This is a genomic window from Thalassococcus lentus, assembly GCF_028023555.1.
GTDB classification, from domain to species: Bacteria; Pseudomonadota; Alphaproteobacteria; order Rhodobacterales; family Rhodobacteraceae; genus Thalassococcus_A; species Thalassococcus_A lentus.
On the sequence record NZ_JAQIOY010000001.1, the window covers coordinates 890,425 to 907,169 of the forward strand.

Sequence of the window (16,745 nt, forward strand, 5' to 3'; positions counted from 1 at the left end):
GCCTTAGCCTTTCAGTTTGATCGCGACGTTCTTGGTCTGAACGTAGTTCCAAAGAGCCTCGCGCCCCTTTTCTCTTCCGTAGCCCGATTGTCCGTATCCGCCGAACGGCGTTTCCACACCACCTGCATACCATTCGTTGACAAAAACCTGCCCGGCCCGAATTTTGCGGGCAGCCGTGGTAGCGCGGTCGAGGTCCGAGGTGAATACGCCGCCGACCAGACCATAAGGTGTGCCATTGGCGATTTCGATGGCCTGTTCATCTTCGGAAAAGCGCAGCACTGAAAGGACAGGGCCAAAGACCTCTTGCTGTGCAATGTCCATATCGGGCGTCACGTCTGTCAGAACCGTTGGCTCAAGAAATGCCCCCGGCCGGTTCAGCTTGTGACCACCAGTGACAGCTTTGGCCCCTTGGGCAACGGCCCGGGCGACCATCGCCTCTGCGCGGTCGCGTTGAGCGTCCGAAACCATGGCGCCCATCGTCGAACCAAACTCGGGCTGTTCCATTCCGGGAAGCACTTTCAAACCGTTCGCAACGCCTGCAATGCGTTCGACCAATTGATCGTGAACACTGTCATGCACGATGACGCGGCTCATGGCAGAGCAGACCTGCCCCGCGTTGAAAAAGATGCCCCAGCGCACGTCGTTTTCAAACGCCGCCAGATCAGCATCGCTGTGCACGATGGCCGCGGATTTCCCACCCAGTTCCAGAACGCAGGGCACTACGTTTTGTGCCGCTGCTGTCGCAATTGCGATCCCGGTCTGAACAGAACCGGTAAAGACGATTTGATTTACGTCAGGATGCGCGGTCAACGCCGCGCCTGCGGTGTGGCCCAATCCACAAAGAATGTTCACTGCCCCGGACGGCAGTCCGACAGCCTCGGCTGCCTGGGCGAACCATGCATTCGACAAAGGTGTCAGTTCAGGTGTCTTGATCACACAGGCATTGCCAGTGGCCAGCGCCGCCGACAGCGATCTGGCGGTCATTTCGATTGGGTAGTTCCATGGGATGATCTGCGCCGACACGCCAAAAGGTTCGTACGTCGTGAAGTCGAAATAGCCACGGCCCAGAGGGATGGAACGACCTTCGACGGTTTCAGCCTGATTGCCGTAGTATTCAAAATACCGCGCAGCGCCTTCGATCTCGATCCGAGATTCCCACAGCGGTTTGCCCTGTTCCTGTGTCAGGATCGGGGCGATTTCATCGATCTGCTCCAGAAGATAGCGCCCCATGGCTTGAACCATGCGCCCTCTCTCGACGGGGCGTAGATCACTTAGCGCTCCGGATTGGTGTACACGTTTGGCGGCCAAGACCGCGCGATCTACGTCTGCTGCGTCAGCCAGTGCATGCTGCGCCAGATGTTCGCCGGTTCCGGGGTTGGTGACATCGATACGGCCAGCGCCGCCGTCTACAAAGGCGCCGTCGATGTAGTTCTGCCAATAGTCTTTCATGTGGGTCTCAATCGATGCTGATACAGGTGAGCGTAATGGGGTTGCATACGCCGATGAACCCGCCGCACCCGTTCTGGTGCGTCATCAATTTCGATATAGCGTCGTTTTTGAGGCTTCAGACCATCTGACATTGCCAAATTGGCGTGAAACGATCCCCCATCCCACCAGCTGTGCGCCGAAGGATCGCCTCCGGGTTCCCATGACAGGGCCTCAGGCAAATATGGAATGTCGACGGCCTCGCAGAACGCGGCAGTCATGGCTGCGGGGTTTTCCAGAAGGTCATCACTGTCGATCACGGGAGGGGCTGCGCCCTGTAAGGCGGATAGCAGATCAAAGAGCGCGCGTTGTTCCGGGAAACCCACCTCCAACTCGTCAAAATCCGGCCATTTCGCATACATGGAACTGATGGTTTTTGCCGGGTCCCGGATCAGGAAGGCATGGGTGAAATTCGCTAGAAAGTCCGGCGTCCACATGTGGTTGATGTAATGTGGAAAGTCTTTGATGAAGACCGGCCCGCGCTGGGCGCGGGTTTTTATGTCGTCCCAGACGCTTTCTATGGTCAGGCCGGGTGTTGTTTTTTCACCAGCCCTAAAGCGCGGCCAAAGTGGGTCTTCACCCTGATACCACGCTTCGCCAAAAGGTTCGTGCAGGCAATCGAGATCGCCACGTTGGCGCATCATCCATTCAAAGGCGGTGGATGTGGATCGTGGCACGGCCCAAAGCGCGACAATTTTATGCATGAAGGCTCTCCAGAAGCTGGCTTTGCGGTGTCGTTGGGGCGATGCCAAGGTCTTTCATGATCCGCCAATACAATGCGGTGTCATGTCCGATGACAGGCTTCCCAAGTCGGGCTTCCAGATTGCGGGCCAAATGTAGCGGACGCTGAGGCAGTCCGTTCGGACCGCTTCTGAAATTGCACATGCCGTTGATCAGATATGCATCTGCCTTGGGCGCTTGCTCGGCGACATATTCGAAACTTTTGTCGAAGAGCGCACCGTCAAAAATCCATCGTTTTTCGTTAACGGCCTCTTGGCTCTGGAACCAGCCCTGATCCACGAAGTTCCCGGCCCACAGTACGTCAAAGCCGGCCTCTTTCAGAAAACCCGCTGTGCCCTGCCACCATTCGGGCCAGTGATAGGCAGCGTTGAGCGCAACTTTTTCCACATTCATGGCACGCAGCGCTTCGATCATGGCGTAGCCAGCCATGTGAAACCGCGTTTGATATTTGTCGGACAGGGCTTCGCAATGGCGGCGTATCCCTTCTACGCCCAGACCGCTGGCATGCACCCAGTTCGACCCGACCTGTCCACATACATCAACGCCATTGCGCGACATGCAGTGCACGAAATCTTCGAGTATCCCAAAGTTCTGTTTCCGTTGATCCAGTCCGTGAACGTAGTCAGGAACGTGCAGCATCCAGCCGTGCACGCCGACCGTTTCAGGACACATGCGCAGGAAGTCAGAGGGTGCTGCATCAAAATCAAAGGGTGGGCAGGTAAATCCGACCTGATGCGGGAAAAGCTTTTGCTCGGGCGTCCAGTACGACGGCATCATGTCGGATCTCCTTCTGCATCAGCCGAGGCTTGATGCTTTGGCAGCCCATCTTTGATTGCGACCCACTGTAGGCGTTCAGCCCAGTGATAGTGCGCTTCGGGGATGAACGCCGAGGCATCGTCGAGAGTTGCTGCGTAGAGATGCGTTTCTTCCGGCCATTGATCGCTTTGGTAAGTCATATGGGTTCCGCACGCGGGGCAGAATTGCCGCCGTACGCTGCCGCCGCTTGAAAACACATCGCTCAGTTGCCCGTTCCATGCCACGGCTTGGCGTTCGAGCCCGAAAAAGGCGTTCATGGGCGCTGAGGTGGCCCGGCGACAGCTTTCGCAATGACAGATGCCTGCCCATAGAATTGACCCCTTGGCATGCCAAGTGACTTTGCCGCAGGAACACCGTCCGCTCAGTTCAGCCATCGATTGCCTCTCTCATCCAGCGCTGCAAATGCATGATCGAATGTTCAGAATTCACGCCACACCCCGGATCAACAACCAGAGGTCCCGGCACGTAGCCACGGGATTTCAGGCCCCGCTGCACGGATTCTACCAGATGAATATCTTCTTCGACTGTCGTGGCGCGGTCTTGTTGCGCCATCCTGCGAACGGTTTCGTCATCAAAGCCGCCAACCGAATACCACCCGCGCCAAACCACAACATGGTCTGCGTCCACGGCACGCCAGTGATAGGTGTTCAGCAGGTTGCCGGGATAGACCTGAAAGGAAAACATCGGCCAGAGAAACCAACTGGAATATTTGTCGTTGTTTTCAAAACCGCTGTGAATGTCATAGGTCATTTGAGATAGATCGTTGCACTCGGTCGTGTGACGCAGGCAATGACCCTGAGGCTGGATGTCATAGGTTTCGGGACGAACCACACCGGTGGCAAAGGTCGGATGGTTTAGGCTGCAATGGTAGCATTCGGAATAGTTCTCGACCGAAACTTTCCAATTGCAGTTCTCGGGAATTTCCACCCATTCGAGCGGTTTGAGATCGGCCCAATTGGGCACGAAGCTCTCCAATTCCGCGCGCGCACCGGGGAACCAGTCATCCATTGGGGCTGCGTTGGAATCCAGGTTCACAAAGACAAAGCCGAGAAACACTTCGGTCCGGATTTCGGTCAGGCAAATTTGCGATTTGTCGAATCCGGGCACCGATTTGGAGTTGGGCGCCGCCCGCAGCGCACCCGTCAACTCGTAGGTCCAGGCGTGATAGGGGCAAACCACTACCCGCGTTGACCCTTCACCGCTGACAAGCTGGTGAGCCCGATGCTGGCAGACATTGTAGAATGTTCGGATCGTGCCATCGCGCCCTTTGATTGAAAACAGGCTTTCATCGCCAAGATCGAAGGCAACGTAATCACCTGGGTTTTCCAATTGGCTGCTGTGGCAGGCGAACTGCCAAGTGTTTGCCAACAGACCGGCTTTTTCGATCTCAAAGACCTTGGGATCAGTGTAATATCGCGCCTCAAGCGATCTCAGAGGCTTGGACATGTCGTTCATTCAGGATCCTCCGCATAGATGCCGAGTTGGTGCCTGCGCCGATGAAACTTTTCGACCCGTGTCACGATTTCATCACTGGCGACGGCGATGACAAAACTGAGCAGCGTTTCCAACAATGCGACCGTTGAAACCGACGATGGGAAAAACTGCGGTGTGTCTGCGGCAACGACAAAGGCATGATCCGCAGCCCGGATGATTGGGCTGGCTGGGCTGTCTGATATGCCAATGATCGTCATACCCTGTTCGCGCGCGACTTCGACCGCTTCAATCACCTCGGTTCGATATGGCCTGCAGGTCATGGCGATCAGCACGTCGCTTTGGTTGGCCCAGGCCAGATCATCAATCGCGGTTGAACCAGGCCGTGGGATTGCATGGAATTGCGTCATCCCTGTCGAGGCCAGATAGGTGAAATTGCGCGCGTTCGCGTTGTTCACCCCAACGCCTAGTGTATAGACATGACGGCTGTTCCAGACTGCCTCGGCCGCAGCCTGCATGGCGTCGGCATCGATCGCAGCAAATGTATCTTCGAGATTGCGGATTGCACCTTCGGCCATATCGGCAAATAGGCCGCCCAGATCCCCGGACTTGCGAATATCCTGTAGCCATCTGGCCCGATCAGGAAAGCTGGCAGCGCCGTTGCGGATCGCTTCGCGGAAAGGCGCGCGAAAGTCCTCGTAACCTTCAAAGCCGACCTGCCTGGCCATTCTCACAAAGGTGTTGGGTTTGACCTTGGCGGCCTGCGCGATCTCCCGCACGGTAGAGACGCCCACGTCATGCGGGTTTTCCAGAACATAGGTGGCTGCCTTGCGGGCCTCGGGTGTGAGATCGCCGAGTTCGTCAGCGAGTCGTTCGAGAATGGAATTTGATACAGTTGTGTCATTCATGATTGACGATGGTACATTTGTCCTACTAGCGTGTCGAGCGAAAACGCAAACCGAAAGGATTCGTTGTGGTGGCTGAATTTCCGACGCAGGCGCGTGTGGTGATTGTGGGCGGTGGCGTCATGGGGGTGGGCCTGGCCTATCATCTTGGCCACGAAGGCTGGGGCGCTGATACAGTCCTTTTGGAAAAGGCTGAGCTGACTTCGGGCAGCACCTGGCACGCAGCGGGGCAGATCACGCATTCAACGTCCAGTTTTGGATTGGGAAAATGCGTCGACTACAACATTGGGCTCTACTCCGGTGCCTTGGAGGCAGAGACCGGTCAGGCGGTCACTTGGCATGGTTGTGGCTCCTTTCGGCTGGCCTATACCGAAGACGAAATGGACTGGTTGCGGCACACGCTTTCCGTCGGGCGTGCGTTGGGGTTCAATATCGAACTGGTTGGGCCGGACCGGATCGCCGAGTTGCATCCGTTTTACAATCTCGATGGTGTACTGGGCGCTTTGCACACGCCTGATGATGGCCATGTGGACCCGACCAATGTGACCATGTCCATGGCCGCTGGTGCCCGTCAGAAAGGGGTGCGGATTTTCCGCAATTGTCGCGCGACGAACATCACGCAGGCTACCAATGGTGAGTGGATCGTCGAAACGGCGCGCGGCACCATAACCTGCGAACATGTGGTGAATGCAGGCGGAACATATGCGCGCCAAATGGGGGAATGGTCGGGTCTTCAATTGCCCATGACTTCCATGACGCACCATTATTTCGTCACCGAACCCGTGCCGGAGTTCGAAGCGCTGGATCGGGAACTGCCTGTCATACGCGATGACAAGAAAGTCTCGGGTTACATCCGCATGGAGCAAAAGCGCGGGTTGATCGGAATCTACGAGAAAGAGAACCCGAACTCGGTCTGGCACGATCATTGTCCGTGGGACTACGAAAACTGGCTGTTTGATGCCGACTATGATCGGGTGATGCCCTATCTCGAAGAGAGCCTGAATCGGATGCCGATCTTTTCCGAACTGGGTATTCAGCGCGAGGTGCATGGCGCGATCAGTCATCCCCCGGACGGCAACCCGTTGATCGGCCCCGCGCCGGGTGTGCGCAACTATTGGTGTTGCTGCGGCACGCAGATCGGTATCGGTTGGGGGCCGGGTCTGACCCGCGAACTTGCCCGTTGGATGGTGCACGGATCCGCAGACATCTCCATGCGCGACTACGACCCACGCCGCTTTGGTGGCTACGCGACAAAGGAGTGGCAGGTCATCAAAGCCGAAGAGGACTACTGCCTTCGCCACGAGATCCCGTTTCCACATTTCAACAGGCTGGCCGGGCGACCGATCAAACCTTCTCCGCTGCACGATGTCTTGAAGTCCAAAGGCGCGGTACACGAAGAGGTCTACGGTTTTGAGCGCCCCAGGTTCTTTGCCAGAGGGATCGCGCAGGAGGACCACTATTCGTTCAACAGAACGCCAGTGGATGACATGGTCGCTGCCGAGGTGCGCGCCGTGCGTGAACGGGTTGGTTTGATTGATGTGACGGCTTTCACCAAGGTCGAAGTGGCAGGGCCAGACGCCTATGCCTTGCTGGACCGCTTAGTTGCCAATCGAATGCCACAGAAAAACGGGTCTATTACCTTGACCCACATGCTCAACCGGCGTGGGCGTATTGAGTTAGAGACAACGATTGTTCGGATGGCAGATGACCGGTTCTATCTGGTTTGCGCAGCCTTTTTTGAACAACGTCTGCTAGACCATCTTGCGCAGCATCGAGCCGGCGAAGATGTACAGGTCACGGCGCTGTCAGAAGCCTGGTCCGCTCTGGCGCTCAACGGCCCGAAGGCCCGGGATGTGCTGGGCGCGTGCACTGATGCAGACCTGTCCAATGCCGGTTTCCGCTGGTTGTCCGCGCAACAGATTTCTGTTGCCGGTCATCAGGTCTGGGCGATGCGCGTGTCTTACGCCGGTGAATTGGGTTGGGAACTGCATATGCCCAATGCGGCCTGCCTTGATGTCTACAACGCGCTGTGGGCAGCAGGTGAGCCGCACGGCATTGCGGACTACGGCAGCTTCGCAATGAATGTGCTGCGCATGGAAAAGGGCTTCAAGGGTGCAGGCGAGTTGACCAACGAAGTCACGCTGGCCGAGGCTGATGTCCTTCGATTTGCCCGTCAAGATAAAGCGTTCCTTGGTTCAGCTGAGACCTTCAATACTGAAATGCCCTGGGTCTGTGCGTATCTGGAAATAGAACCTGACGGGATCGCTGACGGTCACGGCGGTGAAGCCGTTTTGCAGGGCGGTCACGTGGTCGGCTCGACGGCTTCGGTGGCTTATGGGCATACGGTCGAAAAGATATTGGCCTTTGCCTATGTCAAACCCAGCGCTGCGCAGGCCGGGACGATTCTTGAGGTTTTGATCCATGGCAAACCGCGTGCGGCCCGCGTTTTGTCAGAGCCAGCATATGATCCTCAAAGCCTGTTGCCGCGAACGGATGCGGTGCAGGAGGCGGCAGAATGAGTGGTGCCCAACCAACAATGGGTGCCATGGTTACGATGGGCCATGGCGATCTGGACCAAATGGTCTGGCATGACGCATGGCCGCGACCGGCCCCCGCTGCCGGAGAGGTGTTGATCAAGGTTGGCGCGTGCGGGTTGAACAACACTGACGTGAATACCCGGTCTGGCTGGTACTCAAAGGCAGTCACCGCTCCGACGACAGGCGGGGCGTTCGAGGCCGTGAATGAAGAGGATCCAACCTGGGGCGGCGCACCGATTTCCTTTCCGCGGATACAGGGTGCCGACGTTTGCGGTGAGATCGTTGGCGTCGGTGCCGGGGTGAACCCGGGCCGTATCGGAGAACGCGTCATCACGGACAATTGGCTCAGGGATCCGGACGACCCCCAGGACATGAACAAGACCGGCTATTTCGGGTCAGAGCGGGATGGTGGATTTGCCGAGTTCACAACGATCCCCGCCCAGAACGCCATTGCGATCCAGTCGGAGCTGAGCGATGCCGAGCTTGCCACGTTCTCTTGTTCCTACTCAACGGCCGAGGGCATGTTGAGCCGGGCCAACGTCACCAAAGATGACACCGTTTTGGTGCCGGGTGCGTCGGGCGGCGTTGGTGGTGCGCTGGTCCAACTGGCCAAGAGGCGCGGCGCACGTGTCATCGCAATGGCATCCAAGCCAAAACATCCCGAGGTTGCCCGGCTGGGACCGGATCGGATTCTGCCAAGGGACCCGGATGACTTGCGCAGCGCGCTTGGCGACGAGAAGGTCACCGTTGTTGCGGATATCGTAGGCGGCTCATACTGGCCAACCCTGATCGATGTCCTGGAAAGGGGTGGGCGCTACACGTGTTCCGGCGCGATCGCCGGGCCGATGGTCAATCTTGATCTGCGTACTTTCTATTTGCGCGATCTGACCTTTACCGGTTCGACGATAATCGCGCCCGATGTGACACGCAACTTGGTCAAATATATCGAAGCCGGTGAGATCCAGCCAGCACTGGCCGCCACCTATGGTCTGCGCGATCTGCGCGACGCACAGGCGGCCTTCATCGCGAAAGAACACACTGGCAATATCGTGGTACTCCCGTGAAAATCACCCGCATCCGCATCTTCAAGACAGATTTGCCCTACGTTGGTGGGGCCTATGTCTGGGGGGCGGGCAACGCAATTGAGACGGCCAAGGCAAGCGTCGTTGTCATAGATACAGACGCAGGTCTGCAAGGCTGTGGTGAATTCACCCCTTGTGGCGAAAACTACATGGTCGCCCATTCCGAGGGTGTCGAAGCCTTTGCCCGGCTGGCGGCGCCTGTTTTGCTGGGTGAAGACCCCCGACAAGTGGCCCGGATTGAGCGGATCATGGATCATGTGGTTCAGGGGCATGGCTATGCCAAAGCCCCGTTTGATGCGGCCTGCTGGGATATTCTCGGACAGGCCTGCGGGCAACCAGTGTGGATGCTGCTCGGCGGCAAATTGACAGACGGAGCGCCGATGTACCGGGTTGCGCCACAAAAGGCGACGCAGGACACCCTGGCCGAAATGCAGCGCTATCGCGCAGAGGGTTATCGACAGTTTCAGATCAAGGTTGGTAGTGATTGGGCTTCGGATATTGACCGGATTCATGCGGGGGTTGCCTTGCTAGAGCCGGGAGAGAAAGCCATGGCAGACGCCAATCAAGGATGGCGTGTGGACAATGCGATCCGCGTGGCAAGGGCAACGCCGGAACTGGACTTTATCCTAGAGCAGCCTTGTAGAACCTACGAAGAATGCCAGCAGGTTCGCCGGGTGGCCCAGCAACCTATGAAACTTGATGAATGCGTGTCGGGCATGGCGGCCGCGCAACGTATCGTGGCGGACCGGGGTGCCGAAATTTGCTGTCTCAAGATTTCCAACTTGGGGGGGCTGTCAAAGGCACGCCGGGTCAGGGAATTTCTGATCGAAAATCGCATCGCCGTTGTCAGCGAAGACAGCTGGGGCGGAGAGATTGCCACGGCTGCTGTGGCTCATTTTGCGACCTCCACACCGGAGGAGTATCTGCAGAACACGACGGATTTGATGAACTACAATACTGCTTCGACCGGGATCGGCGGCGCGGTAGCGAAAGACGGCAAGTTGTATGCGCCGGACGTGCCCGGGATGGGCGTCGTTGCGGATTTCGAGAGTCTTGGCACCCCAATAGCGGAGTATGCGCTATGAAGATTACACGTGTGTCTGTTTTTCAAACGGATTTGCCGCTGGAGCATCGCTATTGGTTGTCTGGCGGTCGTCTGAAGTTTGAATGCCTTGATGCAACAATCGTCAAAGTCGAGACCGACGCTGGCATCACGGGGTGGGGCGAAGGTACGCCATGGGGGCATACATATGTTCCCGCGCATGGGCCGGGTATCCGGGCCGGGATCGAAACCATGGCACCCTTCATCATCGGGCTTGACCCGCGCCGGGTGCTGGATGTGGAGCGGGCGATGGACCTTGCCTTGCCGGGCCACCTATATGCCAAGAGCCCGATCGACATGGCTTGCTGGGATATTGCGGGGCAGGCTGCGGGCCAGCCGATCGCCGACTTGATGGGCGGCGGATCCCGCACACCGCGGCCCATTGCATCCTCTGTTGGGGCCAAGACAGTTGACGAAACCCGCGCGGTGATCGACCGCTATCGCCAGCGCGGTTATATCGCCCATTCCGTCAAGATCGGCGGAGACGTCAAGCGTGACATCGAACGCATCCGGGATGTCGAGTCCCTGCGCAATCCCGGCGACATCGTTCTTTACGATGTGAACCGTGGATGGACGCGTCAGCAGGCTCTTCGCGTGATGAGCGCCGTGGAAGACCTCAATGTTATGGTGGAGCAGCCCTGCGAGACGCTTGATGATATCGCAGCGATTTCAAACAAGCATGCCAGCCCGGTTTCGGTCGATGAAAGTCTTGTAACATTGCAGGATGCCGCCCGGATTGCCCGCGAAGGCATTGCTGAAATCTTTGGTATCAAGCTCAATCGTGTTGGCGGGCTGACAAAGGCGGCGCGTATGCGTGACATCGCCTTGGCGCACGGAATAGACATGTTCGTCATGGCTACAGGCGGGTCTGTCTTGGCTGATACAGAGGCGCTGCATCTGGCGGCGACGATCCCGGACGACAATTGTTATGCGGTTTGGGCCTGTCAGGACATGATCACAGCTGAGATTGCTGGTGGGCGTGGACCGCGCAACATTGACGGGCATTTGCATCTACCCGAAGCGCCGGGTCTGGGTGTTCATCCCGACGAAGACACTTTGGGCGATCCTGTCGGGGTCTATGCAGCGTGACGCTGGCGACGGCAAAATCCGGGGCATGTCCCGAGCAACGGGTGCGCGACTTGCTTGCGGAACTGGTGCGGACTGCGGATGCCGCAGGGGACTTGGACCTGTGCCTATCTTCTTTCGAATGGTGCGCCGAAGAACCCAGATATCTGCCAGCCTGCCGGCAGATCGAGGGGGCAACCGGTGTCACGCCTGTCATCGACGCGCTGAAGGACGCTGTGGGTTTTCTGCGTTGGCAACAAACATATGGGCTTCAGGATGGCATGTCACAGGGGTGGCTTGATGACTACGGCTGGGCGCATCTGGTGTCGCCCGACGGTCCAATCGTTTCCGCTTCCCTGCGCATCGCCATAGCGATTTGGGGCGCTGGCTATACTTATCCGGCCCATGCGCATGGGCCCAAAGAAACCTATGTGATCCTGTCAGGCGATGCCGTGTTTGACAGCGCGGGCCGCCCCAAGCGCCGGGTTGGTCCGGGGGATTTGGTACATCACGCCCCTTGGCAAACCCATGGCTTTGCCGTTGGCGACACACCCTTGATCGTTGGCACGATCTGGCAAGGCGAGGGTTTGCTGCAAAAGTCACGATTGGAGGGTCCGGACAGATGAAGATCAAGAAGCTGTCATTGTGGTCCGTCGCGCTGACCAGTCACGAAACTTACTACATGGCCGAAGGCAAGACCTGCGCCACTGTCGAAAGCCATGTGCTCTGTCTGGAAACGGACAATGGTTTTAGAGGTTGGGGTGAAGTCTGTCCGATCCCGCACTATCTGCCGGCTTTTGCCAAGGGTGTTCCAAGCGCAGTTGCAGAAATGGCCCCTGAGATCCTGGGTATAACCCCATTGGGGGTGGATGCTCCGATGCGCAAGCTGGATGGTTTTCTGGTTGGGCACGCACATGCCAAATCAATTGTGGATATGGCTTTGTGGGATCTATTCGGAAAGGCAGTGGACTTGCCGCTCTATGCGCTGCTGGGCGGTCGTACGCACCGGGACATGCCGATTTATCATTCCATTACTTGCGTTGACCCCGACGACATGGCGCGGATGGCCAAAGAAGCCTATGCGACCGGAATTCGGCAGTTTCAGGTCAAACTGGGCGCCGATGCCGATTGGCAGACGGATGCAGAACGGTTGATCAAAGTGCGCGATGCCGTGGGGCCCGGCCCTTTGGTCTACGGTGATTGGAATTGCGGCGCGACCAAGCTGCAAGCAACCCGGACCGGGCGGGCCGTTCAACATCTGGATGTCATGTTGGAGCAGCCCTGCAAAACGCTGGAAGATTGCGCAGCCGTTCGGCTCGCAACGGGATTGCCGATGAAAATAGACGAATGCGCCTACGATCAGGCCAGCCTGATGCGGGCCGCTGAGTTGGGCTGTCTGGATGCAGTTGCGCTCAAACTGTCAAAGTTTGGCGGTCTTTCTGCCATGCGCCGGGCGCGGGATCTGACTGTGCATCTTGGCGCAGAGATTTGCGCGGAATGCACCTGGGGATCCGATATTGTTATGGCCGCCTCGTTGCACTTTGCGGCTTCGACACCGCAGGGCGCGTTGTTGAATGTCTGTGACCTGTCGCACTACGTGGCACCCCGGATCGGACCGATGGCTCCTGTTCGCAAGGATGGTCGCATCGCGCCGCCTGAAGGGGCGGGTTTGGGGGTTGAACCTGACATGTCTGTGCTTGGTCAACCAATTCTGGAGATTTCGTGACATGCAGAAGTTACTGACGCAATCGGAATGGATTGAGCGCGCACAGGCTGTGTTGCCGGCGGGTGGGTTTGGCAATTTTGATCCGGGCATCATCATTGCGCGCGGACAGGGTAGCCGTGTCTGGGACGAAAATGACCGGGAATATGTCGACTACCTGATTGGCTCTGGCCCCATGCTGCTGGGTCACGGGCACCCGGAAGTCATGGAGGCTGTTCTCGAGCAACTGCCAAAAGGCATGACCTTTTTCGCCAACAACAGCAAAGGCATTGAACTGGCCGAAGCCATCGTGGATGCGGTGGCTTGCTGCGAACAGGTTCGGTTTGTTGCGTCCGGCGGCGAAGCTGACATGTACGCCATGCGGTTGGCGCGGGCCTACACGGGGCGGACCAAAATCCTGAAGTTCGAAGGCGGCTATCATGGCATGAGCGCTGAGGCTCAGATGAGCCTTGCACCCAATGCACGGGTGAACTTTCCCCAAGCAGTTCCTGACAGCGCGGGTATCCCCCAAGGCGTGGCCGATCAAATGTTGATCGCGCCGTACAATGATCTGGCGGCTGTCGAAATGCTGCTGGCGGAAAACCCGGATGTCGCAGCGATCATAGTCGAGCCTTTGCAACGCATCATTCCTGCGTTGCCCGGATATTTGCAGGGGCTTCGCAGACTGTGCACCCGGAATGGGGTTTTGTTGATATTCGATGAAATCGTGACAGGATTTCGATTGGCCTATGGCGGGGCGCAGGAGCGATATGGCGTGACGCCGGATATCTGCACATTGGGCAAGATCATTGGCGGTGGATTTCCATTGGCGGCGCTGGGCGCCAGCGCGGAAATCATGAAGCACTTCGACAAGTCTGTTGTCGGCGCTGCTGATTGGCTGATGCAGCTGGGAACCCTTTCCGGAAATCCGGTCGCATCGGCGGCAGGCTTGAAGACGATGGAGGTGCTCAGGCGGGATGGGGCATATGCGCAATTGCGAAACAATGGCGAGCAGTTGCAAAACATGTTGTCTTCTGCGCTGACCAAAGCGGGCCTGGCGCATCAGATCTGCGGGGACGAAACGCTTTTCGATGTCTATTTCACCGGGCAGGCCTGTACGGATTATCGAAACGCCCGGCACGATCATCCCGCCGTCAATGAACGCTTTAATCAGGTCTTGCGTGACAATGGCGTATTCAAGTCGCCCGGCAAACTCTATCCGTCCTTGGCCCTGACCGCTGATGATTTTGAACTGACAAGCCAAGCGATCCGGCGGGCTGTTCAATCGATCGGAGAGATGCAGTCAGGCGCTTGATCAAGGTGTGGGACACCCGGGGCATTGAGCGACCGGGTGTTCCATATTGTGTCGTGCGTGGATTAGGCGACGTTCTTTGCGTCGCGAAGTGTCGCGGCGCCACCGGCTTCGGCAAATCCCTTTGGGATTGGAAGATCGCCCAGCGTTGCTGCGCGCTTTTTCAAGGCCCGGCCGATCACAACGCGGCTGATCTCTGTTGTTCCGTCCACGATCCGCAGCATTTGTGACAGGCGGGACAAACGGTCCAGACCATAGGGTTGTAGCAGGCCCATGCCGCCCAGCACCTGCGTGCAGGTATTGGCTGCTTTGACGGCTGCATCCGGAACAAAGCGTTTTGCATGGGCAGCCATCAAAGGACCTTCGGGCGTGCCAAGTGCTGCTGCGGCTTTGCGATACAGCAGTTGCGAGACTTCGAGATCCGTGGCGACTTCGCCCAGCATCCATTGAATGCCGTCGAGATCAAGGTTCTTGCCGCCAAACATCTTGCGGTTTTTTGAATAAGCCAGCGCCGTATCCAAAGCAGACTGCATCAGGCCACAACATCCGGAGGCAATGGATACCCGCGCAATGTCGATGGCCATCAAAGACCCCTGCAAACCCTGGCCGACGGGCAGAATGATGTTTTCTTCGCTGACCACGACGTCATGCATGTACATCTCTGACATGGGCAAGAAATTGTATGAGGGTGTTTGGTACTTCGGCCCAAAACTCAGGCCATGGCTGTCGGCAGGAATGGCAATCATGGCCATGTCGTGGTGGCCCGGCTCATCTGTCGTTTTCACGACGGTGAAATAGATGTCTGCTTCGCCTGCCAGACTGACCCAAGCTTTTGCGCCATTGATCGTCCAGGTGCCGTCGCCGTTTATCGTGGCCTTGGTTTGCATCTGAACCGGGTCAGAGCCGGACTGAGGTTCTGTCAAAGCGAAATTGGCCAGCTTGCGACCCGAAGTCAGATCGCGTGCCCAAGTTTCCTTGAATGCGTCAGTGCCGTAGCCGCAACCTGCGAAGGTGCAGATGTTGTGCATGGAAAGTGCAAAGGCATAAGCGCCGTCACCCAGTCCAAGCTGTTCATAAATCTGAATGCCTTCGGAGAGCGGCAGCCCCTGACCGCCGAGTTCTTCGGGCGCATAGAGGCCCGTCAGGCCTGCGGCCCCAGCCAGATCAGAGGCGGCACGCGGCCAAACGCCAGCAGCGTTCCACGCGTCGACATTGGGCAAGATCACTTGTTTGGCGTGATCGTTTGCGGCTTGTAGGAGGGCGTTAAGCTTGTCGGACATGTCTTGCGTCGACTCCTGTGATATTGTCGAAAACCGCCACTGATATGTGGTCTCAGCGGCAGTTAATAATTGTGGTTGCGCAGAAATTTCCGCGAAAATCCCTATACTTTGCCAAAGTATGCAGAGAAAAGCCCTTTTGAAATCTCTTGCCGTGACAATCTATTGTCCAAAAGTGACAAAAATTCAGCGCTTGCGGAACGATCTTCTGTATGACGTTGGCGTGCTGCCGGTCCACCTTTGAAAGGCACGATGAAAATTTGCGGCAGATGAAAACCCAACGCCCTGCGCGATCGTTTCCACACTTTTGAATCCGGATTGCAGATCGCGGATTGCGATGTCACGCCTGAGTGCATCCTTGATGCCCTGAAAGGATGTTCCATCTGCATCCAGTCGCCGGATCAGTGTCCGTGGTGTCATATTCATGACGCGCGCTGTCCGCTCCAGGGTCGCATCGCTCCAATCGCTCTGGCTGAGCAAAGTGCGAACCCGCAAGGACTGGGTGTGCTCACGAGAACTGGTAAACACCCAGTCCCTCGGCGCGTTCTTCAGAAAGTCGTTCAGGTCTGCCGGGCTGCGAGGTTCAACCGGACCAAAGGCACTGGGGTCGAACGTCATGCATGTGTTGGCTTGGCCAAACTGAATGGCTGCGGGGAAGATAATGGCATAGTCCTGATCAAAGTCAGGCCGATCAAAAACGAAATCGACCCCTTTGATTGGCACTTCGTGTCCAGCCAGCCATGACAAAAGCCCATGGGCAAGCTTCAGGATCAGCATGTGACCAAAGCGCTGAACGGGCGCTTTGTCGTGTGGGTGTAGATGCAGCTGCACGAGATTGTCGGTTTCTGTCAGCCTGAACTGGTAGTCATCCAATAGCAGGTTCCAGAACGTCGAAAAACGGTAGAGCGCGGCGGGCAGAGAGCGCGCTTCGCGAACGGATGTCAGCAAATGCTGAAGCGCGCGGGGTCGGATCGGGCGGCTCCAGAGGCCCATCATTTCGTCGCCGGTTTCAACGGCGGCCAGTTGATACAGACAGACGATTTGATCCAGCGTGACCCGCCCATAGAGCTGCCCGGTCTCTGCGATCAGATCGGAACGCTGGATCAGCGATTTGTATTGCGCGTCCGAACACAGCGCCCGCAAAGCGATCAGCCAGTCTTCTATGAACTGGCTTGAAACGGTTGATAGGATGGTCGGTCGATCCTGCGTCATGACCCGTATTGCGCTACCATTGAACTCTGGGAAATGCCGCAAAAATGTGCAGCTTCCGCTTTTTGCACAGGCTGATTG

The 16,745-nt window shown here is 57.4% G+C and carries 15 protein-coding genes; 7 read left to right on the forward strand and 8 right to left on the reverse strand.

The features are described from left to right. Positions 1–3: 3 nt before the first annotated feature. From PFY00_RS04375 to PFY00_RS04400, 6 genes are read right to left on the reverse strand one after another with little or no spacing between them, the layout of a single operon-like run. Positions 4–1,449 carry an aldehyde dehydrogenase family protein gene (locus tag PFY00_RS04375; protein ID WP_271431279.1) on the reverse strand — a complete coding sequence of 482 codons (1,446 nt, stop codon included), beginning with the start codon at positions 1,447–1,449 and terminating at the stop codon, positions 4–6. Next, positions 1,446–2,189: a sulfotransferase-like domain-containing protein gene (locus tag PFY00_RS04380; protein WP_271431280.1), complete on the reverse strand. Its 744-nt coding sequence runs from the start codon at positions 2,187–2,189 to the stop codon at positions 1,446–1,448. Before PFY00_RS04380 ends, PFY00_RS04375 begins: the two co-directional genes overlap by 4 nt. Beyond that, the gene (locus PFY00_RS04385) at positions 2,182–3,003 is read right to left on the reverse strand and encodes a hypothetical protein (RefSeq protein WP_271431281.1); all 822 of its coding nucleotides are present in this window, start codon (positions 3,001–3,003) and stop codon (positions 2,182–2,184) included. The genes PFY00_RS04380 and PFY00_RS04385 overlap by 8 nt, the downstream gene beginning before the upstream one ends. Beyond that, on the reverse strand, positions 3,000–3,416 hold the full coding sequence (locus PFY00_RS04390) for a GFA family protein (RefSeq protein WP_271431282.1): 417 nt from the start codon (positions 3,414–3,416) through the stop codon (positions 3,000–3,002). Before PFY00_RS04390 ends, PFY00_RS04385 begins: the two co-directional genes overlap by 4 nt. Continuing rightward, the gene (locus PFY00_RS04395) at positions 3,409–4,488 is read right to left on the reverse strand and encodes an aromatic ring-hydroxylating oxygenase subunit alpha (RefSeq protein ID WP_408648443.1); all 1,080 of its coding nucleotides are present in this window, start codon (positions 4,486–4,488) and stop codon (positions 3,409–3,411) included. Before PFY00_RS04395 ends, PFY00_RS04390 begins: the two co-directional genes overlap by 8 nt. A gap of 5 nt (positions 4,489–4,493) precedes the next feature. Further along, positions 4,494–5,381, reverse strand: a complete 888-nt coding sequence (locus PFY00_RS04400) for a MurR/RpiR family transcriptional regulator (RefSeq protein WP_271431284.1) — start codon at positions 5,379–5,381, stop codon at positions 4,494–4,496. A 65-nt stretch (positions 5,382–5,446) separates the two neighbouring features. Between PFY00_RS04400 and PFY00_RS04405 the strand changes: the two genes are divergently transcribed. The 7 genes from PFY00_RS04405 to PFY00_RS04435 are packed head-to-tail and all read left to right on the forward strand — an operon-like array spanning position 5,447 to position 14,181. After that, entirely contained in the window at positions 5,447–7,897 is a 2,451-nt protein-coding gene (locus tag PFY00_RS04405) for an FAD-dependent oxidoreductase (RefSeq protein ID WP_271431285.1), read from the forward strand. Further along, on the forward strand, positions 7,894–8,979 hold the full coding sequence (locus PFY00_RS04410) for an alcohol dehydrogenase family protein (protein ID WP_271431286.1): 1,086 nt from the start codon (positions 7,894–7,896) through the stop codon (positions 8,977–8,979). The genes PFY00_RS04405 and PFY00_RS04410 overlap by 4 nt, the downstream gene beginning before the upstream one ends. After that, positions 8,976–10,082 (forward strand): mandelate racemase/muconate lactonizing enzyme family protein, encoded by a 1,107-nt coding sequence (locus PFY00_RS04415; RefSeq protein WP_271431287.1) that lies wholly within the window; start codon positions 8,976–8,978, stop codon positions 10,080–10,082. The genes PFY00_RS04410 and PFY00_RS04415 overlap by 4 nt, the downstream gene beginning before the upstream one ends. After that, entirely contained in the window at positions 10,079–11,188 is a 1,110-nt protein-coding gene (locus PFY00_RS04420) for a mandelate racemase/muconate lactonizing enzyme family protein (protein WP_271431288.1), read from the forward strand. Before PFY00_RS04415 ends, PFY00_RS04420 begins: the two co-directional genes overlap by 4 nt. Next, complete coding sequence (locus PFY00_RS04425) at positions 11,185–11,790, forward strand: dimethylsulfonioproprionate lyase family protein (RefSeq protein ID WP_271431289.1); 606 nt, start codon at positions 11,185–11,187, stop codon at positions 11,788–11,790. Before PFY00_RS04420 ends, PFY00_RS04425 begins: the two co-directional genes overlap by 4 nt. Beyond that, complete coding sequence (locus PFY00_RS04430) at positions 11,787–12,890, forward strand: mandelate racemase/muconate lactonizing enzyme family protein (protein WP_271431290.1); 1,104 nt, start codon at positions 11,787–11,789, stop codon at positions 12,888–12,890. The genes PFY00_RS04425 and PFY00_RS04430 overlap by 4 nt, the downstream gene beginning before the upstream one ends. Position 12,891: 1 nt before the next feature. Continuing rightward, on the forward strand, positions 12,892–14,181 hold the full coding sequence (locus tag PFY00_RS04435; RefSeq protein WP_271431291.1) for an aspartate aminotransferase family protein: 1,290 nt from the start codon (positions 12,892–12,894) through the stop codon (positions 14,179–14,181). Positions 14,182–14,243: 62 nt separating this feature from the next. On the opposite strand, the gene PFY00_RS04440 is transcribed toward PFY00_RS04435, so the two are convergent. Next, complete coding sequence (locus PFY00_RS04440; RefSeq protein ID WP_271431292.1) at positions 14,244–15,458, reverse strand: acyl-CoA dehydrogenase family protein; 1,215 nt, start codon at positions 15,456–15,458, stop codon at positions 14,244–14,246. Positions 15,459–15,641: 183 nt separating this feature from the next. Further along, a complete protein-coding gene (locus PFY00_RS04445; RefSeq protein ID WP_271431293.1) occupies positions 15,642–16,667 on the reverse strand; it encodes a helix-turn-helix domain-containing protein in 1,026 nt (341 codons plus the stop codon). Positions 16,668–16,745 lie beyond the last annotated feature (78 nt).